Below are 23,410 nucleotides of genomic sequence, written 5' to 3'. Positions count from 1 at the left end.
TCTATTTCTTACCATTAAATATTTTGTTGTAAAATTGATACACTTTTGTGTGACTGTTGTTTTTTTTTAACAAAATTTGTTGCAAAAAATCTAAATTAGGCTAAAGTAACCATGTCCTAGCGAAGGTCTTAATTGATTTTTGCGGGTTTTTATTAATTTTCGGGGTTAATTCGATGAAAAAGAATATTATGATTAAAACAGCAATTGCTGGCGCGATTGTTGCTGCTACAACTGCTACAACTATAGCTGATACTACACTATACGGTCGTATGCGTGCAGGTCTTGTATGTACTGATGACGGTTCTAACACAGATTGTGGTTTAGAAAATCGCTCTTCACGTTTCGGTATCAAAGTAAACCAGGAAATCTCTGATGGTTTAACTGCATTTGGTAAGTACGAATTCGGTGTAAACCTTGATGAAGGTGCACTTTCTAACGGCGAAGATACAAACCGTTTAGCTTATGTTGGTGTTAAAGGCGGTTTCGGTGAAGTTTCTATCGGTACTCGTTGGTCTCCATTGTACAGCTACGTAATGAGCCCTGTTGACCCATTCCAACTTCTTGGTGGAACTTCTGGCAACAACGTATGGGATTTAGCTGGTGGCGGATACCGTAAAGGCGATTCTATCAACTACAAGAACAAGTTTGGTACTACTGGTATGCACCTTATGGTAGTAATGGACGACGACGACGCTGATTACGGCGGAGCTGACGCAAACGGCGATACTGATGCAATCGATGAAGTACAAATCGGTGCTGGTACTAAAGCTGGTCCAGTTAACCTAGGTTTTGCTTACCGCGACGTAACTGATCAAGGTTCACAGATTGGTATTCATGCTGGTGGTAAATTCGGTATGGCTAACCTTGGTGTTTCTTTGTTAAACACTGATCCAGAGAATGGTGATGATGTTCTTTCTGTTGCTACTCTTGCAGGATTTGGTCTTGGTGGCGGAAAAAGCGTTAACGTAAGTATCCAGACTACTGACGAAGATAACGAGCCATTAATCGTTTCTGCTGAATATGCTCACAAGCTTAGCAAAAATTACCAGTGGTTCGCAGCAGTACAAAATGCTGACGACGGTGATGATTCTACAGATGACGTACTTAAGTACGGTGTTGGTATGCGTCTAGAGTTCTAATCTAGTCTCATAACTATGCACAATAAGAAGGACGCCTTTGGGCGTCCTTTTTTGTGCCTGAAATACTCTTAATTTATCTTAAAATTACAATATCTATTTTATATGTCATATTTTGGGTAATTATTAGTATTTAAGAATGTAAAATAACTAAGTACAATAAGCTTCTTACAAGTAAAAAAATAAAACTAAAATGATTTCTAAAAATAAAATTATATATCTGACATTGTGTTCATTTTTGTCATTAGCGCTGATGTCTGTTTCATTTGCAGAAACTCGCTACAAAGTTAAATCTACAGATAATCTAAATAAAATTATCGAAAGGTATTATTCGCAAAGTGATTTAACAAGGTCTCAATTATTAATAGGATTGTTAGCCAGGAATCAAGAGGCATTTCGAGGTGGTAATATCAACTTCTTGCTCCGTGGAAAACAGCTTATATTGCCCAATGAGTCTGATATTGAAACGCTGTCTGACGAAGAAGCAAAAGCTTTGCTAAGCGAACATGCGCGTTATTTCAGAAGAGGGCAGACGGGAGATTTTGGTTCGCCGATCGCCAACGGTTATCTTGTTAACAAAAGCAAGAAGGCAGATGTTATTCAAAATAAGCAAGAATTACAGACCATTAAAATTGATCAATTAGAGAAAGAAAGCGATGATCTTCGTAAACGATTAGATCAACTTATCGCCGACAAGAATGAGAGCGATGCGCAATTACGTAAAGTTGAAGAGGCATTACAAAAGACCTTAAGTAAACCGCAAGCTGCTGATACAGATGCTACTGCAGCATCTCATGCTCAGAAATTTGAGGAATCTAAAAAAAAACTAGATGAGCAAGCAAAGGAAAAAATTGATATTTTCCAAAGTATTAATGCTGAGAAATCTCAAATATCAAATGCTCAAAATCAACTAGAAGTAGAGGGCAAATCCACAAACGTTAGCGCAAACAATGAAGCCTCTAAAGAGGCTGGTATGAAGTCGATTATGTCGATGTTAGAGAAATACTATTTGCCTATTATCGCTTTCCTATTGCTTCTATTTGGGTGGATGTTCTGGGTTAAGAATAAACAAAATAGATTGATTGCAGATGAAGTGAATATTCAGCCGGAAATTGAAAAGGCTTATCTGGAAGAGAAAGATTTTCTTAATGTTGATATGGAACAAGAGCCTTTAAAAGATAGCGTAAAGATTGATATGGCTGTAGCTTATATTGATGCAGGGGATATTGATTCTGCTAAAGATATTTTGCATAAGTTGATCAATGAAGGTGATTCTCCTCAAAGAGACAGAGCGCAAAAACTATTGAATACTATTTAGTTTTTCTAACTAGTGCGTATCAATAAAAATGCGCGAGTCATTTCTTTCAATTGTCCAATAAATGAATCCAGTGAATAACAGGAACGTTGCTAGCTGCTTGTAAGTGAGTCTGGCAGCCTATGTTTCCAGTTACGATCATCTCTGGCGTATGTTTCTGTAGACTTTCTATTTTATTTTGCTGAAGTTTACTTGAGATTTCAGGCTGTAAAATGGAATAGGTGCCGGCAGAACCGCAACATAAGTGTGAATTTTCAACGGGTAGTAAATTATATCCACAATCACTTAGAATTTTTTCCACTACTCCTGTTATTTTTTGTCCGTGCTGTAAAGTGCATGGAGGGTGCCAACTAATTTTGGTTTTCTCTGGTGCATTTAATTGTTTGTAATCTTCATTAATTACAATCTCGGAGATATCTTTGCAAAGCTCTGAAATACGCTGAGCTTTGCTGGCATATTCTGAATCGTGTTGTAAGTGGTGTGCGTATTCTTTTACCATTGCTCCACAGCCACTTGCTGTCATGACAATAGCTTCGGCGCCGCTTTCAATTTCGGGCCACCAGGCATCAATATTATTTCTCATAAACACTAATGCTTTTTCTTCTTCCCCTAGATGCTGGCTAACCGCTCCACAGCAGCCTGCTTTTTTTATTGTGAGTAGAGATATTCCGAGTTTATCCAAAACGCGTGCAGTAGCAGTATTTATATCTGGTGATAGCGCAGGTTGCACGCATCCATCAAGAATTAGCATTTTGCGGCTATGAGAATTGCCAGGAAGTAATCCTTTTGTGGTCTTTCTTGGGATTTTTTTGCGCAATACTTTAGGTGTAAATGGCTTGAAAAACTGACCGGCTTTCAATAAAGTGGTAAAGCGTTTCTCATAAGGAAGTATATTCAGAATGAGCTTACGAGTGATTCTCTCTTTGAAGCTTCTTGGTACTTTTTCTTCAATTAAACTACGACCTATATCGAGTAGTTGAGAATACTTCACGCCTGAGGGGCAGGTAGTCTCACAACTACGACAGGTCAAACAGCGGTCTAGGTGGAGCTGAGTTGATTCGGTAACATCTTTGCCTTCCAGTAGCTGCTTAATGAGATAAATGCGACCTCGTGGGCCGTCATTCTCATCACCTAATAGCTGATAGGTAGGGCAGGTAGCATTACAAAAGCCGCAATGTACACAGGTTCTGAGAATTGCATCAGCCTGCTTGCCTTTTGTAGTATTCAATAAAGAAGGTGTGATATCAGTTTTCATAGTATTAAGCCCTAGGTGTTATAAACCAGAGTAGATTCGTCCAGGACTAAAAATGCCGTTTGGATCCATATTACGTTTGAGTTGTTTGTGTAATAGCATGAGTGGTTTATCTAGCAAAGGGAAGCAAGGTGTTTCTGGTAAGTCCCCTTTAAACATATATGCATAACCATTGTTTGAAGTTGCAATATTCTGGATGATGTTGGCAGGAGCATTGCTATTAATCCACCGCTGAGCGCCACCCCATTCTATGAGCTGATTGTCATCGACACTTGATATTTGTTTTGTCGCAGGCGGTAAGGATAAACGCCATAGCGGCTTATCAGTGCGTCCGAAAAAGTGATGTTGATGGTCTCGAATATCTGTCCAGAAATCATCGTAATCGCTTAATAAATCAAAGCCTAATTTCTTTATGGACTGCTCAAGTACGGTTTCACTTTCTGATAGGCGCAAATAGACTTGATCATTAAACCAGGTACTAGCAGTGATCGGTAATTGCTGCAATCTGGATTCTTGAAAAAACTGTAGTGCTGATTTCTGATCAGAGTCGAACGTGAGTGTAATTTCTTTTGGTGGTTTGGGTAATAGCCTCAATGAAACTTCAAGAATTACACCCAGTGTTCCTTGCGAACGAACCATCATGCGAGACAAGTCGTAGCCAGCTACATTTTTCATCACTTGTCCGCCAAAACTAACAATTTCGCCGTTACCATTTATGATCTTTACACCGAGAATGGCGTCCCTAACTGATCCGGTATAAGCGCGTCTGGGGCCGGAAATTCCAGCAGCAATTGCGCCACCAATGGTTGTTTCTGCTGTGTATTGAGGTGGCTCAAAAGGTAGAATTTGATTGGTGTTATTAAGTAATGCTTCTAGATCAGATAATAAAGTACCTGCCCTCAATGTAACGCAGAGTTCTGTTGGTTCATAGCTGATTATGCCGGTATGTGGGCTAATATCTAATGGTGTGGCATCAACCGTATTGCCGTAGAACGCCTTGCTATTTCCGCCGTGAATATAGAGTGGTTGTTTGCTTGCTATCGACTCTAGTACGCGTTGTTGCAGGTCAGAACTAATATCGTTATCTTGTATTGTCATGTGTGTCACAAAGGATAAATTACCCAAAGCCTTTTCGTAGTTGTTTGCGTTACTAAAAAAGTGGCTAAAAGTAGGGGGGTGTCATTTTAAAATAATTACTCGTTTTTATGTGTTTAAAACGCTAAAAACGAGGGATTTCAGGATGTGGCAATTGGCCGTTATGTACATGCATTCCGCCGAGTTCAGCGCAGCGGTGTAATGTGGGCACCGCTTTTCCGGGATTGAGTAATGCATCCGGATCAAAAGCATTCTTAACGGCAAAAAACTGAGTGAGTTCTTCGGGTGAAAACTGTACGCACATCTGGTCAATTTTCTCATGGCCTACGCCGTGTTCGCCGGTAATAGTACCGCCCACTTCTACGCAAAGCGTCAAGATATCGGCGCCGAATTTTTCAGTTTTCTCAAGCTCGCCTTCTTTGTTTGCATCGTACAAAATTAATGGGTGAAGATTGCCGTCTCCTGCATGGAAAACATTGGCTACACGTAAACCACATTCTTCAGATAATTCGCTAATTCTTTTGAGTACGTAAGCAATCTGTTTTCGGGGAATGGTGCCATCCATGCAATAGTAATCAGGTGAAATTCTTCCAACAGCGGGAAATGCAGATTTCCTTCCTGCCCAAAGTCGTGCTTGCTCATCTGCAGAGTCAGCAATTACGATATCGTCTGCATTTGCGTTGCGCAGTGTTTCTGAAACGGTCTCGATTTGCTCTGCCAGTTGCTGTTCGCTTCCATCTAATTCACACAGTAAAATAGCTTCTGCATCAAGCGGGTAGTTGGCTTTAGCGAAGGCTTCTGCCGCATGAATGGCAGGTTTGTCCATCATTTCTAAACCAGCGGGAATGACGCCCTCAGCGATAATGTTAGCAACGGCATTGCCTGCATCTTCAACTTTTTTGAATGACGCCATCAAGACTTTAACAGCATGAGGTTTAGGTAATAGTTTCACCACAATCTCAACGATAATGCCGAGCATGCCTTCAGATCCAGTAATCAATGCTAAAAGATCATAGCCAGGCGTGTCTAATGTCTGGGAGCCTAAAGTAACTAATTCGCCATCGACGGTCACAATGGTTACTTGCTGAACATTATGAACGGTTAGGCCATATTTTAAGCAATGCACTCCGCCAGCATTTTCTGCCACATTGCCGCCAATAGAGCAGGCAATTTGAGAGGAGGGATCGGGTGCATAATATAAGCCGAAAGGTCTTGCTGCTTCGGTAATGGCTAGGTTTCTAACGCCGGGTTGAACCGTTGCGGTTAGATTGTCAGTATCTATCTTCTCAATTTTATTAAATCGGGATAACCCTAAAATGATCCCGCCTTCGTGCGGTAATGCACCGCCTGATAAGCCAGTGCCAGCACCGCGAGCAACAATCGGTACTTTCAATTGAGAGCATATTTTTGTAATACGTTGTACTTGCTCAATCGTTTCGGGCAAAACAACGGCAACGGGAAGCTTTTGATAGGCTGATAAACCGTCGCATTCATAAGGTTTGATCGCTTCTTCACTGGTGAGTAAATATTCTTCTGGTAGAATTTCGCCTAGTTGAAAAAGTAAATTATTACGTGTATTTGTATCTAGAGACATTCCACCATTCTAACCTTTCATATACACTATTGCCCAGTTCTTATGCTAGGTCTTTGGAGATATATTTGTCACTTTCATTCACTCTTTCTGGTTCGCAAGCATTGGCAATAATGGCTGGTGGTTCCGTAGGTGCTTTAGCGCGATATGTGCTGTCGTCAGTTGTGACTGAAAAGCTCGGCGGAAACTTTCCTTATGGAACGCTTTCGGTCAATGTTATAGGCTCATTTATGATGGGTTTTTTGGCGATTGTTCTGGTTGAAAGAATGGAGCTGGATCCATTGTTGCGGTTGGCTATTTTTGTTGGGTTTCTTGGTGCTTTTACCACATTCTCGACATTCTCTATGGAAACCATGAATTTATTCGAGGAAGGGCTGCATGCGCGGGCTTTGTTGAATATGTTTATCAGTGTGATGTTAAGTGTACTAGCGGTATGGCTAGGATTTATAATCGGAAAAACAATCAGTTAAATGACTCGTTGAGTCTTTTGGGAAAATTAGATGTTAGATATAAAATTATTAAGAAGCGATATCGATGCAGTTGCAAAACAATTGTCACGTCGTGGTTTTGAATTAGATGTAGCGGCATTCCAGTCTCTGGAAGATCAGCGTAAAACATTACAAATGACCACGCAGGATTTACAGAACGAGCGCAATACAAGCTCAAAAATGATTGGTAAAGCCAAAGCGAATGGTGAAGATATTCAGCCATTGCTCGATGAAGTTGCTGACTTGGGTGAAAAGCTAAAAGCAGGGGAGCAACAACTCTCTGATTTACAAGCTCGAATTGATGAGATTGTAAGTGGCATTCCGAACATTCTTAATGAGTCTGTGCCTGACGGTAAAAGCGAAGAAGATAACGTAGAAATCAGACGCTGGGGCGAGCCTGCTTCATTTGATTTTGAAGTTAAAGACCATGTTGATCTTGGGGCGACAAATGGCTGGATGGATTTTGAATCAGCAACCAAGCTGACCGGTTCACGTTTCGTTGTGATGCGTTCAGCGATGGCACGTATGCATCGTGCACTCATTCAGTTTATGTTGGACACGCATACCACCGAGCACGGCTATGAAGAAGTCTATGTGCCGTATATTGTAAATTCAGACAGTCTTTACGGTACTGGGCAATTACCTAAATTCGCTGAAGATTTATTCAAGTTAGAAGGTGAGTTTGGCGATAAGGATTTTTACCTTATTCCAACAGCAGAAGTGCCAGTGACCAATCTAGTCAGAGATGAAATTGTCGATGCTGATAAATTGCCGATGCAATACACTGCTCATACTCCTTGTTTCCGTTCAGAAGCGGGATCTTATGGTCGTGATACGCGTGGCTTGATTCGCCAGCATCAGTTCGAGAAAGTTGAATTGTTACACTTTGTAAAACCTGAAGATTCGGACGATGCACTGGAAAGACTCACCAGACATGCTGAGATTATTCTAGAGAAATTAGAACTTCCATATCGAACCATCGTATTATGTGCGGGCGATACCGGTTTCTCATCAAATAAGACCTATGATATTGAAGTATGGGTGCCAGCTCAGGAAACTTACCGTGAAATATCTTCTTGTTCAAACATGAAAGACTTTCAGGCGCGTAGAATGCAAGCGCGTTTTCGTAATCCTGAAACCAATAAGACAGAATTGCTGCATACATTAAACGGTTCTGGTCTTGCGGTGGGTAGAACCTTAGTGGCGATTGTTGAAAATTATCAGCAAGCGGACGGTAGTATCAAAGTACCTGAAGCGCTACTCCCGTATATGGGTGGTTTGACCGAGCTTAAGGTGTAAGAATTAGTTCGCTGCACTGTTTGTTTGAATGCTTTTTAAGATAAGCCACAACAACTATTTAAAACATCACCCCCCTACTTATACGAGGTTTTTATTCGTTATGATTAAAAGCCTCGTTCTTTGAGTTGTGATAGTAAGGTTTTAACACTAGTTCAACTGGATTCTTTTCAGTTGTAAATAAATAGCTGTTCCTTAATGGGAACTTTCCTTGTTATTTTTTAATCGTATAACCTTTGAAAAATCGTGAAATGACAATTTCGCGCTAAACTACTATAAATTTTGAGTCAGGAAATGAAAGCCAAAACAATCGTTCAGATAATTAACGAATTCAACAACAATAGAATATTTCAGTTCTTTATCATTGCTGTCATTGTTGTTTCGGCATTGATGATTGGGGCGAAAACGTATGACATTGATCCTCAATATATTACCTTGCTCGGTTATCTGGATACGGCAATTACCATCTTGTTTTTGTTTGAGATTGTGGTTCGATTTATCGCCGAAGGTCATTCGCTGGCTTTCTTTAAAAAAGGCTGGAATGTTTTCGATACGCTGATTGTCGGCATCAGTTTAATCCCTATAGAAGATTCAGAAATGGTGCTATTAGCACGTCTGGTAAGAATCTTCCGCGTGTTGCGACTCATTTCGATTATCCCGGAATTGCGCATATTAATTTCTGCATTACTCAAAGCATTGCCGCCAATGGGCTATGTGCTGCTCTTAATGTTCATCATGTTTTACATCTATGCGGCAGTCGGTAGCTTCTTGTTTGAAGATATCAATAAAGTACTGTGGGGTGATATCGCGGTTTCAATGCTGACTTTATTCCGTGTCGTTACCTTTGAAGACTGGACGGATGTCATGTATGAAACGATGGAAGTCTATCCACTGTCATGGATGTTTTACCTGTCATTTATTTTCCTGAATGCGTTCGTGTTTTTAAATATGATGATTGGTATCGTCATCGAGCGCATGCAGGCAGAGCACGATGCCTATAATTTAGAAAATGACGAAGGTGATGTTTCTGACATTAAACACATCCATGAGGATACCCGAGCGATTTTAAAGCGCCTGGAGCAATTAGAATCCAAGTTAGTAGAGCAAGGTCGTGCTGAGCTTTCGAATCAAAAGAAAGCAGTATAGCGATATAAAAAAGCCCTTAAAGTAGGGGGGTGACTAAATTAAACATAAATCATCTGGACAACTACTTGTCCTAACGATCTAATTCTTATTAAATAAGCGTTAAATAAATAAGGCACTTTTAGCAATGAATGAAAACGAAAAACCACTAAATTTCATCGAAAAAATTATTGAAGAAGATCTCGCTTCTGGAAAAGTTTCAAGTGTTCAAACACGCTTTCCACCTGAGCCTAACGGTTATTTGCATATAGGTCATGCGAAGTCGATTGTGTTGAATTTTGGTCTTGCCGAAAAATACAACGGCAAATGCAATCTGCGTTTTGACGATACCAACCCTGAAAAAGAAGAAATCGAATACGTTGATTCGATCAAGCAAGATGTCGAGTGGTTGGGATACAAGTGGAATGGCGATGTGCATTTTACTTCTGACTATTTTGACCAGCTTTATGACTGGGCAGTTACCTTAATCAAAGAAGGTAAAGCATATGTGTGCGATCTTAATCAGGAAGAGATGCGCGAGTACCGTGGCAACTTAAAAGAGGCTGGAAAAAATAGTCCTTACAGAGATCGCAGTGTTGAAGAAAACCTCGATTTGTTTGAGCGCATGCGCGATGGCGAATTTGAAGATGGAAAGCGTTCTCTCCGAGTTAAGATCGATATGGCGCATCCGAATATGCAAATGCGCGACCCTGTTATTTATCGTATAAAGAATATGGAACATCACCAGACGGGTGACAAGTGGCACATTTATCCATCTTATGATTACGCACATGGGCAGGGTGATGCAATCGAAGGAGTGACGCATTCCGTATGTACTTTGGAATTTGTCGAGCATCGTCCTTTATATGAATGGTTTATTGAGAATTTGCCGGTTCCGTCTGAGCCTCATCAATATGAGTTTTCTCGCCTGAATGTGAATTACTCGGTAACCAGTAAGCGTAAATTAAAGCAGTTGGTTGATGAGAATATAGTTAAAGGTTGGGATGACCCGAGAATGCCAACGATCTCTGGCATGCGTCGTCGCGGCTTCACCGCCAAATCTATACGAGACTTCGTTGAAAGTACCGGGGTGACTAAAGTCGATGGTGTGGTTGATGTCAGTCAGCTAGAGTTCTCAGTACGTGAAGATTTAAATAACGTGGCACCGCGTGCGATGTGTGTGATGAATCCATTAAAAGTGACGCTATGGAATGTTCCAGAAGATATGACGGAATACCTTACTGCACCTCTACATCCACAAAATGAAGAGATGGGAACACGTACGTTGATTTTTGATCGTGAAATTTATATCGATAAGGCGGATTTTCAGGAAGAGGGCAATAAGAAGTATAAGCGTCTAGTGATTGGTAAGCGCGTGCGTTTACGTAATGCATACGTCATCGAAGCTGATGAAACAGTTAAAGACGCTAATGGGGAGATCATTGAGGTAAGAGCCAGAATCATCGAAAACACGTTGGGTAATAACCCGGAAGATGGCATTAAACCCAAAGGTGTTATTCACTGGGTGTCAGCATTGCAGAATGTTGATTGCGAAGTTCGTATCTATGACCGATTGTTTAATGACATTGCGCCAGATGCCGGCGGGAAAGACTTTATGGAAGCACTCAATCCGAGTAGTCTAGAAGTGCTTACAGGTTGTAAGGGTGAAATAAGCTTGATGGACCCAAAAGCAGACGTGCCCTATCAATTTGAAAGAGAAGGGTATTTTTTCCTGGATTCTGATTCAGTGATAGACGCGCATGAAGAAAACGAAAAACTAATCTTCAATAAAACAATAGGTTTACGAGATACCTGGGAAAATAAAAAATCCGAGTAACTAAATCTTAATTGTATTTACGCTTCAAAATTACAAAAAAGCCTCGCATTGCGAGGCTTTTTTTATGAATGCTGTAATAATGCCTCTAAGCAGCAGTTACATTAACAGCGGCAGGGCCTTTGGCTCCATCTTCTGTTTCAAAGTTCACTTTTTGTCCTTCTTCTAAAGACTTGTAACCATCCATTTGGATAGAGTTGTAGTGAACAAAAACATCATCACTTCCGTCATCTGGAGCGATAAAACCAAAACCTTTACTACTGTTGAACCACTTAACTGTACCTGTAGCCATTCCTAAGAACCTCTAAAATATAAAAAATAACGCAGACTTTATGCAGAAAAATGCTGAATAAAATCAGCAAAAAAACGGACACATCACTTATCTGCGAGGAAGCCGTTAAACTGCTTCAGGGTAAATACTAAATACTTACCATCAAAAACTGCATGACCAGAATATCATAATTACAGAGAATTTCTATACTGAGGTGTTTTTTTCGGGGTTAATAAGATAAATTATATTGATATGGTCGACCGTTTAGGTAGGTTGTAGCTGCCGAGAGCTTAAAAAATCATCAAATAAAGCAGATAAAAATAAACTTAATTAATGGCTTTCGCTTTATGGCTTAAGATTTTCAATACTGCTTTGTACGCCAGCTAGATTTTCAGGTTTTATGAGTTGAAACTAGCTTTTTCCTGAACGCGTAATTTTGATGCGATAAAATCACTGTGTGAGACATGAATTAAATCAGCAATACGACGAATAACATGATCTTCATGTTTATCTAATACATTATCTGCAAATGCCACTTTCCAAAGTTTCTCAATCAACTCAATGCGCTGTGTTGCAGAGTAATGTTGATTGATCAAACTGGTAAATTGAAAGTTGTCTGTAGATTCTGCATGTTCTTGTTTCGCAAGATCAAGCAGTTCCTGGGCTTCGTCTTTATCAAGGCCAAAAGATTCTTCCACCAGTTTGAGCAACATCGCTCTCTCTTCGGGTGCGTTTTCATAATCCGCTTCAGCGACTTCTATCATCAGCGAAGCCAAAGCTAGTTGTAAGCGATGCTCAGAATCAAGCTCGGACGAGCCTGATTCTGCAATGAAATGATTTTCAAAAAATTGTTTTATTTTGGGTAGCATTTTTAAGATTTAAATTCTCTAATCAAATTTCTACTTTTTCTAAGTATTATTAGATTTCAGCAGGTTTACGCGAAAGGGTTTGTTTTTTCTCCATCGCTTTTCTTACCGCGCGTTCTGCACGATGACAGCAATTATCAATCGCTGCATATAAATTTTCTTCACTATCTTCGATAACAACCGTCGGCATTTTCTGTAACTCTACATGAATCAGGCAATGTTGTGCTTCCCCACCTTTTGGACCATTCTCGTCAGACAAATGAACATGAACATTGATAATTCTATCGCCATAGTTACGAATCATAGGCTGAAGCTTCTCTTCTGTATGAGTTTTCATTGCTTCTGTTACTGAAAAATTTTGAGATTGAATATCGATCATTCTTTATTATCCTCTTGATAGGTCTTTCGTTATTTTTGAAGTTCTCGTGTGTAGTTTGTGAATAAATTATTCCCTACAATTTAACTATAGTTTCAGAAATCGTAAATTCAAGCCAATTGATTGTTAAAAAGTAGAATATTTTACTAGCATCATGGAGCAGTTTTTATTATCCTACGCGCTCTTTGAAGTTTATCGACTAGAAACTTCAAGGAATACAACAATGGAGAGGTGACTGAGTGGCCGAAAGTACCGGTTTTGAAAACCGGCGACGGGTTAAACCGTCCCAGGGTTCGAATCCCTGCCTCTCCGCCATATTTCAAAAGAAACCCACTGATTTTCAGTGGGTTTTTTGTTTCTGGGGTATGTAGAACCGTCAAGAAGACCGTCAAATAGGGTTGTTACAACTCTTATTAATACCTCTCAGCTAATAAACAAAAGCATAACTAAGAAAGGAAAGGATATGATGAGAAACCAAATATTGATGAGCGTGATCTTATTTTTTACCTTGATAAGTAATCCCAGTTACGCAATGCAAATTTTTGTTATAACGCCCACAGATAAAACCATTGCATTAGAAGTTGAAGCAAATGATACAATTGATAACGTTAAGGCGAAAATCCAGGACAAAGAAGGTATCCCTCCAGATCTGCAACAATTAGTTTTTGCTGGAAAACAATTAGAAGATGGAAGAACCTTAGCTGACTATAATATTCAAAAAGAATCAACGCTATATCTTGTTCTAAGAATAGAGGAGCCAAAGTCTATTCCTACACTTTCACTCTGGGGATTTTTTCTACTCACGACCTTATTAGCTATTTTTGGCTTAAGACGTCGCCCAATAAATCAGGCTTAAATTCATTGAGATAAACTATTCTGGCTTAATAAGGGAAGACACATCGACTTTAGATAATATAATTTAAAGGCATAGGGCTAAGCATCCCCCTTAATCATTATTAACAATCTCTCTAAAAACCAATATCCACTCCCTAGCTACTTTTACAGTTCTAACAGGTCTTTTTTATTAATATCTGAGAGATTGCCAAGACAGTCTTTGCTGGATTCGGGATGGCGGAGCTTCAGGGATTCGAACCTCTGGCTTATCAATACATTTTTACACCCCCCTACTTATAGGCACTTTTTTAAAAAAGTGCCTATAAGTAGGGGGGTGTATTCAAGTATCTAATTTAGTGTTTATTGCTGACTAAAACTGACTTCATCGCCATTTCTTTTGACGGTAACACCTGTCATATCAAACACGTGCTCATCGCCATCTTCAAGAACCTTTAACTGTTCTGGTCCGCAGTTGATTTTAAATCCTTTGACAACGCCACAGTGAATTGATCCTAATTTATCGTAATAGCCTTCTTTTACTTCTACTGATTCTGACATGTTTTCTCCTGAAAAAAGGGTGTAAAGAAACTATGGGTGTAGTGCATGAATATACAGTTTTTCTGCCGCTTTACGAACTTCTAAAAACATTCTTTGAATTACATATAGATATGAGTTTTTCATATTTATAAGTAATTCAAAGCGCTTTGATAATCACCATTGTCCAGATTTTTACTCATTGTTATTTTTGTCTCAACTGTAAATTCAAATGTTATTGTGAAGTAATTGCTGGACTAAAAATTTTTATGAGATACCCTAATCTATAGAGGTATTACGCAATATATGAACCATGAATAATGGCTCAAAAGAATAAACATAAAAACGTTTCATAGTTAATTTTATAGGTAATTAAAAAGATGGATCAAAGACCAAAAATTACAATTTCATCACTCGATGCTGAAAGGCTGGAAGAGATGATTGATTCCTTAGGAAATAATCAATTCCCGGGTAAGGAGGAGCTGCTTGCGGAAATAAGCCGTGCAGATATCGTCGAGCCAAATGAAATGCCGTCGAATATCGTTACCATGAATTCGAAAGTAAAATTTAAAAACAAATCATCAGATAAAGAGTTTTCGTTAACGCTCGTCTACCCAAACAATAGCAGTGGTGAAGCAACCGTTTCGATACTCGCGCCTGTTGGTAGTGCCTTATTGGGCCTTACAGAAGGCGATGAAATAGAATGGCCAAAACCTGGTGGTGGCGTACTATCAGTAAAAATTATTGAAATAGAATACCAGCCAGAACGAGAAGGCGAATTTCACCGCTAGCCAATACGGTTAAACGTGCGTGTCTGATCGCAGTGATTCACCTTGAATCACTGCGATGATTTCTCTAATAGCATGCTTTTATTAGTACTCACCTAAATTATTCATTTAACCATCACCTAAATCTTACTTAACCCTTAAAATATCATTCCAGCTTGTCGTGTACTTGGGGGACAGTAGATTCTGATTCATATACCAGCGCTTCTTGCTTTCAGATCCTAGTCTTAAGGTTTGCCTCCCATACTTACTGTTCACATGATCCATGAGTTTCATGCGCTTGCGAGCGTTGCTATCGTATTTTTCGGGTTGGAATAAACACAGTTGCTGTTTGCTGTCGGGGATTATGTCTAGAATCATGATGCCCCCTTTTTGATATTCGTATCCGTCTTTGTAAATATTCTCCAGAATGTAGGTTGCCATCTTGATAAACGTGGCAGTGTCTGCAGAGTATTGGTTTAGGCTTACAGTTCCTGCATTGCTGTATTTCGGGCTATCATTGAACGGGCTGGTGCGAATGAATACCTGAATGCTGCTGGCCACGCTGTGTTGTTTTCTCAGCTTTTCACAGGCTCTGGCGACATAGCCGGAGATTAGCGAGCGTAACAGTTGATAGTTGGTGATTTTGTTTTTAAAGCTACGAGAAACGAGTAGCTGTTTCTTTTCCGGTAGTTCCTCGATAGAAATGCAATTTTCGCCGTTTAGTTCACGTTGCGTGCGCTGCATAACCACACTGTATTTGCGCCGGATCCAGGTGCTATCTGCTTGTGCCAAATCGTACGCAGAATGAATACCACAATGCTGGAGACTCATCGACCATTTTCGTCCTATGCCCCAGACATCACCAATGGCTATTTTTTTAAGTACATTGTCTATTTGTTGCTGGCTATCAAAAACGAACACCCCCCCACTTTTAGGCGTTTTTTTTGCTACGCGATTGGCAATCTTCGACAGCGTTTTGGTGCTACCAAAACCAATCGATACTGGCATTCCGATCCATTTGAGTATTTTCTCTCTAACCTCCAAACCGTGAGTGTTTAAATCGAAATGATTAAAACCACGCATATCGGCAAAGGCTTCATCGATTGAGTAGATTTCGATATTGGGTGACAGGTATTCCAATACGCTCATAACGCGTGCGGATAAATCACCGTAAAGTGGGTAGTTAGAGGAAAATACATGAATACCTTTCTGCTTCATTTCTTGCCGAAATTTGAATTCGGGCGCGCCCATGGGGATACCCAGCGCCTTTGCCTCGTTGCTTCGGGCAATCACACAGCCATCATTATTCGATAACACTACAATAGGTTGGCCTTCTAATTCCGGCCTGAACAATCGCTCACAGGAGGCATAAAAGTTATTGCAGTCGACAATAGCAAACATGATTTATACCGAACTAATATTGATGAATGGTCGCGGTGACCACGCCCCACACATGCAACTCTCCATGCACGGGAATGTCTTTATGATGCTTACTTTCCGCTTTTAATAAAATGCCATTGGGGTGATTGGTAATGAGGCGTTTCACCGTGGTTTCGCCATCAATCACCGCGATGATAATATCCCTATTGGATGCTTCAAGAGAGCGATCAACGATCAAAATATCATTCGGGTAAATACCGACGTTAACCATCGAATGTCCAACAACACGCACAAAAAAGGTCGCCTCCTGATGTTTAATGAGTAGCTTGTTGAGGTCCAGGTATTCTTCGATAAAATCATCTGCAGGCGAGGCAAAACCGGCACGTACTTTATTGCCATAGAGCGGAATCAGTACAGATTTGGCAGATGGGCTTAATCGTTTTATTTCTATTATTTCGTTTGTCATAGTAAAAATAAGCTTAGCAGAAAATAAATAAAAAGCGAACAAAAAGCGAACAAAAATATACTGAAGTTCATTCACAGGAGAAACGTACTAAGCAGAAATATTAGTGAGACTTTATTGGCGTGTAGTGATAGTCACAGTGAAACAAGTATGTAATTGAGTTCTGTCTACTCTAAACAGAATAAAACGTACTTTGAAAAAACGCCCCAAAGTAGGGGGGTGACTATGAATATCGCATGAAATCAAACATTACACTTCATCGTATTTTTTCGCGATTTTTGATAATCCAACGTACACTTGATTAGAAACTCTATAAATAATCACAATAAGTTGGGGAAAGTGGGCGCTTTGAATACACAACTACATCATGAAATCAGTTCCAGTCTTACAGAATTAAATAAAGTAATCTTGGGAAAAGAGCAGCAAGTACAGCTCGCTTTTACTTCTATTTTAGCCAATGGTCATTTGCTGGTTGAAGACTTGCCGGGTATGGGTAAAACCACATTGGCGCATGCGCTATATAAAGTCTTGGGGCTTGATTATAACCGTGTCCAGTTCACCAGTGATCTATTACCTGCTGACCTTATTGGCGCGTCGGTTTTTAATGCGCAGACCTCATCATTTAGTTTTCATCGAGGTCCAATTTTTAGTTCGATCTTTTTGGCGGATGAATTAAACCGCGCAACCCCTAAAGCGCAAAGTGCCTTGCTAGAGGCGATGGAAGAAGGTCAGGTGAGTGTTGATGGGGAAACGCATGATTTGCCGAAGCCTTTTTTCGTGATTGCTACTCAAAACCCGCAAAGCCAATCGGGTACGTTTCCATTGCCTGAATCTCAACTGGATCGTTTTTTATTGCGTATTTCATTGGGATATCCTGATCCTGCGATTGAAAGAGAAATTTTAACGGGTAAGAAAGGCAGAGCTTCGCTGGACCAAGTAAAACAGGTTTTAAGCAAAGAGAGCTTATTAGAAATTCAGCAACTCGTTCCTGAAATCAAAGTATCAGATACCTTACTGGACTACGTTCAGCGTTTAATAGCGCAAACACGTCAGGATGAATTGTGTCATCTGGGCTTATCACCACGTGGGGCGATTGCTTTGGTAAAGTCTTCACAAGCGTGGGCTTTATTACAAGGTCGTGATTATGTGTTGCCCGAGGATGTGCAAGCGGTATTTGTTGCTGTCGTTGGTCATCGTGTTGTGGGTAAAACTGAAACCCAGGGTGATCAGTTGGCGCGTCATATCTTGCATTCGGTAGATAGTGTTGGTGGTGGAGTGGCAGCAGTCGCTTAATTGGCATCTGTCTATTTCTCTACTGACATAAATAATAATGAATAGCTCCCTTGGCAACTTCAAACTCTCCAAATTTAAGCTTGGGTCTAGAAACTCTGTGCCTAAGAAAAAAACGAGTCCAGAATCTGAAAAAGGAATAGAAAGTAATCGGAAGTTGCCCCAGTGGATGGAAAAACGCTTCCCTGAAACACGCCAGATGACACTGGACCTTAAACGTATTTTTGTTTTTCTCACCGGAACCAGTGGCGCCTTGCTAATAGCTATCGGGTTATTATTCTTAATGGGCGTGAATTTCCAGAGTACCTTAATTTACGCTCTGAGTTTTTGGTTGCTGGCGCTTATTATCATTTCGATCTTTTTTACCTATCGAAACCTTTCTGGTTTAACCGTTAGGGCTGTTCAGGCAAGTCCCTGTTTTGCTGGTGAAAAGGCTGTTTTCGAATTAGAAGTATCCTGTCCCAGGCAACAAAAAAAGTCAGCAATATTTATCGGCTGGAAAAATCAGGATGTCGCGACGGTTAATTTACATGATAACCATACCATCCATATCAAACTGTCCCATAGCACAAAGCATCGCGGGCGCTTTAAGCCGGAAAAATTAAGCATTCTTACCAGCTATCCGCTTGGGTTAATAAAAGGCTGGTCATACGCATTGCTCAATATGAATAGCATTGTTTACCCCGCACCTTTGCTTCAGGAAAGCGAAGACAAGGGCGATAGTCTGGATGAAGAGGCTGATCAGGGAATGGAAATTCCTCGCGGAACGACGGACTTCTCTGGTATCCGAGATTATCAGGCGGGAGATTCGCCAAGACACATCCATTGGGGAGCTTATGCGAAAACTGGCAAGGTACAGACCAAGACCTTTGTCGATTATGCGAGCCACGATCTTTGGCTGGACTGGGATGCTTTATCAATTTCCGGAACCGAGATTAAGCTGTCTCACTTGTGCGCTAAGATCTTGCAATATCATCAGGAGCAACAGGTGTATGGCCTAAAAATTCCGGGTAGAACGATTCAGCCAGCCAGCGGTGAAGCGCATCGTAATACCTGCTTAACAGCATTAGCCCTGTTTGGTGAGGGTGATCATTCTGATGCTCAGACTCAGGTAAGCACTGATGGGATAGGGAGTTAAGCGGAATGTTTGAGAAAGGTTTTCCTCAAGACAAACTAATTACCTATTCAGGGATGCTGTGGTTGCTCGCCGCACAGATCGTGGTGATGCTGCCATTGATTTTCTATTTACCCATCTGGTTATTGCCAATACTCATATTTTCCGCTGTTTGGCGAATCAGGGTGATGCAAGGGCATAACGCGCAACCCGGTAATTTTATTAAGATCATCATCGGTTTGCTTGGATTAGGGGCGCTCGCAGCCAGTGGCATTAAAATAGTGTCTCTGGATATGATGGCTTCGTTGCTAATGCTTGGCTTTGCCTATAAAGCGCTGGAAGTGATTCAGCGTCGTGATGGTATGGTGGTGATCTTAACCGGATTCGTTCTGATCGGTGTGTTGTTTCTGTATAACCAGTCGATGCTGATAGCACTTTACGGTGTGCTTTCAATGACGGTGCTGACGGGGGCATTGATTGCGATTCAACAATCTAAAAGTTATGCCATTTTGCCAAATCTTCGATTGTCATCGATGATGTTATTGCTGTGTTTGCCGTTAATGCTTTTATTCTTCTTTTTTGCGCCTCGCTTCGAACCCTTCTGGAAAGTGCCACAAACAAGTGGGCATGCTAAAACAGGCATCTCTGACAGCATGACACCTGGCGATATCGCAGAACTAAGTCAATCTGATGATCTTGCCTTTAGCGTTAAATTTGAGGGGAAGCGACCTGGTCAGAATGAGTTGTACTGGCGCGGTTTGGTGTTGCAACACTTTGATGGGAAAACCTGGACGCAATCAGATATTCCCAATGGGAAAGGCATCAAAATTGGCAATGATCGACTGTCTGAAAAACAAGTGGCAGAGAGTATTGTCAAACGCGGTGACAGCGTTGAATATGAAGTGATTTATGAAAAATCAGGGCAACCCTGGTTATTTGCGTTAACGCCCGTATTAGAGGTGAAAGGTCGTGCCTTTTTGGGCGGAGATTTTCGCATCATTTCTTATCGTGATATCAACGAACCTAAACTACTGAAACTCACGAGTTACCCGAAGTCGCTACGAGGCGTCGAATTATCGGATTACGATCGTGATTTAGCGCTACAACTTCCCGACGGTGGTAATCAGAAAAGTCGCTTGCTGGCTGATCGTTTAATGGCATCGTCTGCGAGTAAGCAAGAATATATAAATCGTGTTTTAGATCGCTTTAGACAAGACCAGTATTTTTACACCTTAAGACCACCAACATTAGGCAGTGAAAACTCAATTGATGACTTCTTGATCGACAGTAAAAGAGGTTTTTGCGCGCACTATGCGGGCAGCTTTGTCTTTATGATGCGCGCAGCGGGAATTCCAGCGCGTGTTGTTACGGGCTATCAAGGTGGAAAATGGAATGAGCAAGGACAATTTCTGGCGGTACATCAATTTGATGCACATGCCTGGACTGAAGTCTGGTTAGAAGGCCAGGGTTGGGTGAGGTTTGATCCGACTGCTATGGTTGCACCTTCAAGAATAGAACAAAATCTTGAGACAGCGATGGAAAGCGAAGGCAGTTTTTTGGAAGATAACTTTCTCTCCATGTCTAAAATCAAATGGCTGGATGGCATTCGTGAAAAAATAGATTCTGCCCAATACGCGTGGCGTCGACATGTATTAGGTTACGATAAAAACGCCCAACAAAACTTCCTGAAAAAGATGTTTGGTGAACTGTCAGTGCAGAAGATCGGCTTAATCGTCGGAGGTCTCTTCGCAGGTATTATTTTGCTGTGGGTTATGTTCCTCGGCTTGGCTCGCAAGCGCGAAACAGAGGCGGAAGAGCATCAGCTGTATCGACGCTTTTGCGATTTAATGGCTAAAAAAGGCGTGACTAGAGACATCTCTCAAACCCCTGAAACGTTTCGTCGGTTCGCCATGCAGGAATTGCCCGATTTAGCTGGCGAGATAAATCGCTTTACTCAAGCTTATTCTTCCGTTTGTTACGATCCTTCCATTCAAAGCAAGCATCAATCGTATATTGATGACATGAAGTCGTTGCTGAAAAAACTCAATCGTTAATAGATTAAATTTTATCTAATCAATTGTTAAAAAAAACTGCCTGTAAGTAGGGGGGTGTATTCTATACTCTACACAAATGGATGAATTAGAGGTTGTTGATTAAATGCCTGAATTGGTAGACCGCGAACACGTATTACAATTACTGTCTGAATGTGCTGATGTGAAAGGTCAATTCACAGCCAATGAGTACGAAATGTATTCGCATATCAAAGAAAAATACGATAACGAAACTGATGAATCTTTTGACGATAAGATCTGTCTGGAAGTCATGTTGAGAAATATTTCTATCCGTAAAGACCTCGCCATTGACAAAAATGATATTACGCGAGTCATTGATGTTGAGAAGAAGGGCTGAAGGATTATCTTCGATGAAAGTAGATGGATTACTCGAAACGGGTGTTTTTGAAACGCTACATTTAGATAAAAGCTTAGATAAAAAATTAGACAAAAGCCTAGAGAACTCATCGAAAAGCAATCAGGGTGTCACTGCCCAACTAGCTGCCTCGCTTAGAGATAACCGTACTATTTTCGTTAAACTTCGAGAAGGTAAAGTCCATTTTGTCAGTAGTACCCGAAATCTCTATTTTGTAGATTCTCTGGACTTCCCAGTCTCAGAAATGATCAAGAAAGTATTCAAAGGCTTGAAGCAAATTCCGAATATCAATCAATGTTATTTAGATCAGCATAGCTACTTTAAAGGTGCTTTTTGTATTCATTTAAATACATCCCAGCATGATGCCGTTTTAGTCGCATTGAGGCTTCAGGGAATTATTATTAAAGTCACAAAAACGGCTATAAGTAGGGGGGTGTGATTGTCTTCTTTAGGCTTACTTCATAAGCTATTTCTTAGTGCAATTACATCACATAAAATTTAGTAAAAAAATCAAATAGGTTAGACGTGAATATACTCCAACAATTAAACGATATTTTCACTCCAGAGAGAGTGTTAACAGACGAAGATTCGTTACAGAATTACGGCAAAGACTGGACTCAGGTTTACACCCCTGACCCCTTGGCAATCGTTTTTCCTACCTCTACAGAAGAGGTTCAAGCTTTGGTAAAAATGGCTAATGAAGAGGGGGTTGCATTGGTTCCTTCTGGCGGCAGAACGGGCTTGTGTGGCGGCGCGGTTGCGATGAATAAAGAGATCGTCGTGTCGTTTGATCGAATGAATAAAATACTGGATTTTAATTCGATAGATCGAAGCGTGGTTTGTCAGCCTGGTGTGATTACTCAACAATTACAAAATTTTGCTGAAGAAAATAATCTGTTTTACCCTGTCGACTTTGGTTCATCGGGTTCCAGTCAACTGGGTGGAAATATCTCTACAAATGCGGGTGGCATCAAGGTCGTTCGTTATGGTCTGACGCGTAATTGGGTGCTGGGACTAAAAGTAGTGACGGGTGCTGGCGAGGTTCTGGATTTGAATCACGGTCTGGTTAAAAACGCGACCGGTTACGACTTCCGACATTTGTTTATTGGCGCAGAAGGAACGCTAGGGTTTATTACTGAAGCGACGATGCGTTTGACGAATATCCCAAAGAATTTAACCGTGTTTGTACTTGGTGTGACAGACATTCCAGCATTGATGCAGGTGTTCGAAACGTTCCAGAATACTATCGAGTTGAGTGCGTTTGAATTTTTCTCTGAAGATACATTATCGTTGATGGTAAATGATAAAGGTTATGCCAGACCGTTTGATACGGAAGCGCCGTATTACGCCTTAATCGAATTTGAAGTTGATCACGAAAGTAAGGAAGAAAGCGCCTTGCAAGCCTTTGAGGCTTGTGCAGAAGAGGGCTGGGTGGTCGATGGAGTTATGAGTCAAAGCTTGCAACAAGCAAAAGATTTATGGCGCCTAAGAGAAGATATCTCAGAAACAATTTCAGCTTACACACCTTATAAAAATGACCTTTCGGTGAATATTTCAAAGGTACCAGAGTATCTTGATAAGGTGGAACAAGCAGTCAATCAGAATTATTCCGAATTTAAAGTGCTTTGGTACGGCCATATCGGAGACGGTAATTTGCATTTGAATATTTTAAAGCCAGATTCGATGGAAGTATCTGAATTTTTTGAACAGTGCTCAAAGGTAAATCCAGACATATTTGAAGTAACCAAAGAGATGAACGGTAGTGTTTCGGCGGAGCATGGCATAGGCATAATCAAGAAAAATTACCTAAAATATTCACGTTCAAAAGAAGAAGTGGAGTTAATGGCTTCAGTGAAAAAAATATTCGATCCTAAAGGGATTATCAATCCAGGAAAGATATTCTAACTACATAATTAATCTATCTATTTATCAAAAATATAAAAAAATAAGTAGTCAATT

The 23,410-nt window shown here is 40.6% G+C and carries 23 protein-coding genes and 1 tRNA gene; 15 read left to right on the top strand and 9 right to left on the bottom strand.

The features are described from left to right. Positions 1–173 precede the first annotated feature (173 nt). Positions 174–1,139, top strand: a complete 966-nt coding sequence (locus OO007_RS15660; RefSeq protein ID WP_131907020.1) for a porin — start codon at positions 174–176, stop codon at positions 1,137–1,139. A 190-nt stretch (positions 1,140–1,329) separates the two neighbouring features. Then, on the top strand, positions 1,330–2,454 hold the full coding sequence (locus tag OO007_RS15655) for a FimV/HubP family polar landmark protein (RefSeq protein WP_325809495.1): 1,125 nt from the start codon (positions 1,330–1,332) through the stop codon (positions 2,452–2,454). Between the two features lie 46 nt (positions 2,455–2,500). Here the strand turns inward: OO007_RS15655 and glcF are convergent, their stop codons facing one another. From glcF to OO007_RS15640, 3 genes are all read right to left on the bottom strand, one after another. Further along, positions 2,501–3,706 carry a glycolate oxidase subunit GlcF gene (gene glcF / locus OO007_RS15650; protein WP_325809494.1) on the bottom strand — a complete coding sequence of 402 codons (1,206 nt, stop codon included), beginning with the start codon at positions 3,704–3,706 and terminating at the stop codon, positions 2,501–2,503. Positions 3,707–3,724: 18 nt separating this feature from the next. Then, positions 3,725–4,801 (bottom strand): glycolate oxidase subunit GlcE, encoded by a 1,077-nt coding sequence (glcE, locus tag OO007_RS15645; protein ID WP_325809493.1) that lies wholly within the window; start codon positions 4,799–4,801, stop codon positions 3,725–3,727. Between the two features lie 121 nt (positions 4,802–4,922). Continuing rightward, positions 4,923–6,392 (bottom strand): FAD-linked oxidase C-terminal domain-containing protein, encoded by a 1,470-nt coding sequence (locus tag OO007_RS15640; protein WP_131907016.1) that lies wholly within the window; start codon positions 6,390–6,392, stop codon positions 4,923–4,925. A 65-nt stretch (positions 6,393–6,457) separates the two neighbouring features. Here OO007_RS15640 and crcB point away from each other — a divergent pair, with 65 nt between their 5' ends. The 4 genes from crcB (at position 6,458) to OO007_RS15620 (ending at position 11,132) form a co-directional block, all read left to right on the top strand. Further along, complete coding sequence (crcB, locus tag OO007_RS15635; RefSeq protein ID WP_325809492.1) at positions 6,458–6,859, top strand: fluoride efflux transporter CrcB; 402 nt, start codon at positions 6,458–6,460, stop codon at positions 6,857–6,859. A 30-nt stretch (positions 6,860–6,889) separates the two neighbouring features. Further along, positions 6,890–8,176: a serine--tRNA ligase gene (gene serS, locus OO007_RS15630; RefSeq protein ID WP_325809491.1), complete on the top strand. Its 1,287-nt coding sequence runs from the start codon at positions 6,890–6,892 to the stop codon at positions 8,174–8,176. A 291-nt stretch (positions 8,177–8,467) separates the two neighbouring features. Next, a complete protein-coding gene (locus OO007_RS15625) occupies positions 8,468–9,319 on the top strand; it encodes an ion transporter (RefSeq protein ID WP_325809490.1) in 852 nt (283 codons plus the stop codon). 124 nt (positions 9,320–9,443) lie between these two features. Further along, positions 9,444–11,132, top strand: coding sequence for a glutamine--tRNA ligase/YqeY domain fusion protein (locus tag OO007_RS15620; protein WP_325809489.1), 1,689 nt, complete (start codon positions 9,444–9,446; stop codon positions 11,130–11,132). An 85-nt stretch (positions 11,133–11,217) separates the two neighbouring features. Here the strand turns inward: OO007_RS15620 and OO007_RS15615 are convergent, their stop codons facing one another. The 3 genes from OO007_RS15615 to hpf all read right to left on the bottom strand — a co-directional run bounded on the left by OO007_RS15615 (position 11,218) and on the right by hpf (position 12,645). Further along, positions 11,218–11,421 carry a cold-shock protein gene (locus OO007_RS15615; RefSeq protein WP_131907012.1) on the bottom strand — a complete coding sequence of 68 codons (204 nt, stop codon included), beginning with the start codon at positions 11,419–11,421 and terminating at the stop codon, positions 11,218–11,220. Between the two features lie 377 nt (positions 11,422–11,798). Further along, a complete protein-coding gene (locus OO007_RS15610) occupies positions 11,799–12,269 on the bottom strand; it encodes a tellurite resistance TerB family protein (protein ID WP_325809488.1) in 471 nt (156 codons plus the stop codon). Positions 12,270–12,318: 49 nt separating this feature from the next. Next, entirely contained in the window at positions 12,319–12,645 is a 327-nt protein-coding gene (hpf, locus tag OO007_RS15605; protein WP_131907010.1) for a ribosome hibernation-promoting factor, HPF/YfiA family, read from the bottom strand. A 222-nt stretch (positions 12,646–12,867) separates the two neighbouring features. Between hpf and OO007_RS15600 the strand changes: the two genes are divergently transcribed. Both OO007_RS15600 and OO007_RS15595 read left to right on the top strand, forming a co-directional pair. Continuing rightward, positions 12,868–12,957, top strand: a tRNA-Ser gene (locus OO007_RS15600). A gap of 148 nt (positions 12,958–13,105) precedes the next feature. Next, the gene (locus OO007_RS15595) at positions 13,106–13,498 is read left to right on the top strand and encodes an IPTL-CTERM sorting domain-containing protein (RefSeq protein WP_207907115.1); all 393 of its coding nucleotides are present in this window, start codon (positions 13,106–13,108) and stop codon (positions 13,496–13,498) included. Between the two features lie 338 nt (positions 13,499–13,836). Here OO007_RS15595 and OO007_RS15590 read toward each other — a convergent pair whose 3' ends face one another. Beyond that, the gene (locus tag OO007_RS15590; protein WP_131907009.1) at positions 13,837–14,034 is read right to left on the bottom strand and encodes a hypothetical protein; all 198 of its coding nucleotides are present in this window, start codon (positions 14,032–14,034) and stop codon (positions 13,837–13,839) included. A gap of 356 nt (positions 14,035–14,390) precedes the next feature. On the opposite strand from OO007_RS15590, the gene rnk reads away from it, so the two are divergent. Next, the gene (gene rnk, locus OO007_RS15585; protein ID WP_131907008.1) at positions 14,391–14,801 is read left to right on the top strand and encodes a nucleoside diphosphate kinase regulator; all 411 of its coding nucleotides are present in this window, start codon (positions 14,391–14,393) and stop codon (positions 14,799–14,801) included. Between the two features lie 123 nt (positions 14,802–14,924). Here the strand turns inward: rnk and OO007_RS15580 are convergent, their stop codons facing one another. Further along, positions 14,925–16,178 carry a Y-family DNA polymerase gene (locus OO007_RS15580; protein WP_325809487.1) on the bottom strand — a complete coding sequence of 418 codons (1,254 nt, stop codon included), beginning with the start codon at positions 16,176–16,178 and terminating at the stop codon, positions 14,925–14,927. Positions 16,179–16,191: 13 nt separating this feature from the next. After that, positions 16,192–16,623: a LexA family protein gene (locus OO007_RS15575; protein ID WP_325809486.1), complete on the bottom strand. Its 432-nt coding sequence runs from the start codon at positions 16,621–16,623 to the stop codon at positions 16,192–16,194. 345 nt (positions 16,624–16,968) lie between these two features. Here OO007_RS15575 and OO007_RS15570 point away from each other — a divergent pair, with 345 nt between their 5' ends. The 6 genes from OO007_RS15570 (at position 16,969) to OO007_RS15545 (ending at position 23,356) form a co-directional block, all read left to right on the top strand. Next, entirely contained in the window at positions 16,969–17,913 is a 945-nt protein-coding gene (locus tag OO007_RS15570) for an AAA family ATPase (protein ID WP_325809485.1), read from the top strand. 97 nt (positions 17,914–18,010) lie between these two features. Further along, positions 18,011–19,048, top strand: a complete 1,038-nt coding sequence (locus tag OO007_RS15565; RefSeq protein ID WP_325809484.1) for a DUF58 domain-containing protein — start codon at positions 18,011–18,013, stop codon at positions 19,046–19,048. A 5-nt stretch (positions 19,049–19,053) separates the two neighbouring features. Next, positions 19,054–21,078, top strand: a complete 2,025-nt coding sequence (locus OO007_RS15560) for a transglutaminase TgpA family protein (protein WP_325809483.1) — start codon at positions 19,054–19,056, stop codon at positions 21,076–21,078. Positions 21,079–21,181: 103 nt separating this feature from the next. Further along, positions 21,182–21,433, top strand: coding sequence for a hypothetical protein (locus OO007_RS15555; RefSeq protein ID WP_131907003.1), 252 nt, complete (start codon positions 21,182–21,184; stop codon positions 21,431–21,433). Next, on the top strand, positions 21,414–21,890 hold the full coding sequence (locus tag OO007_RS15550; RefSeq protein ID WP_325809482.1) for a hypothetical protein: 477 nt from the start codon (positions 21,414–21,416) through the stop codon (positions 21,888–21,890). The genes OO007_RS15555 and OO007_RS15550 overlap by 20 nt, the downstream gene beginning before the upstream one ends. Before the next feature lie 86 nt (positions 21,891–21,976). Then, the gene (locus tag OO007_RS15545; protein WP_325809481.1) at positions 21,977–23,356 is read left to right on the top strand and encodes an FAD-binding oxidoreductase; all 1,380 of its coding nucleotides are present in this window, start codon (positions 21,977–21,979) and stop codon (positions 23,354–23,356) included. Positions 23,357–23,410 lie beyond the last annotated feature (54 nt).

The organism is Cocleimonas sp. KMM 6892 (assembly GCF_035798195.1).
Classification (GTDB): domain Bacteria; phylum Pseudomonadota; class Gammaproteobacteria; order Thiotrichales; family Thiotrichaceae; genus Cocleimonas; species Cocleimonas flava.
Note: the sequence above shows the minus strand (reverse complement) of the source record. Positions and strands in the feature narration are given on the sequence as shown.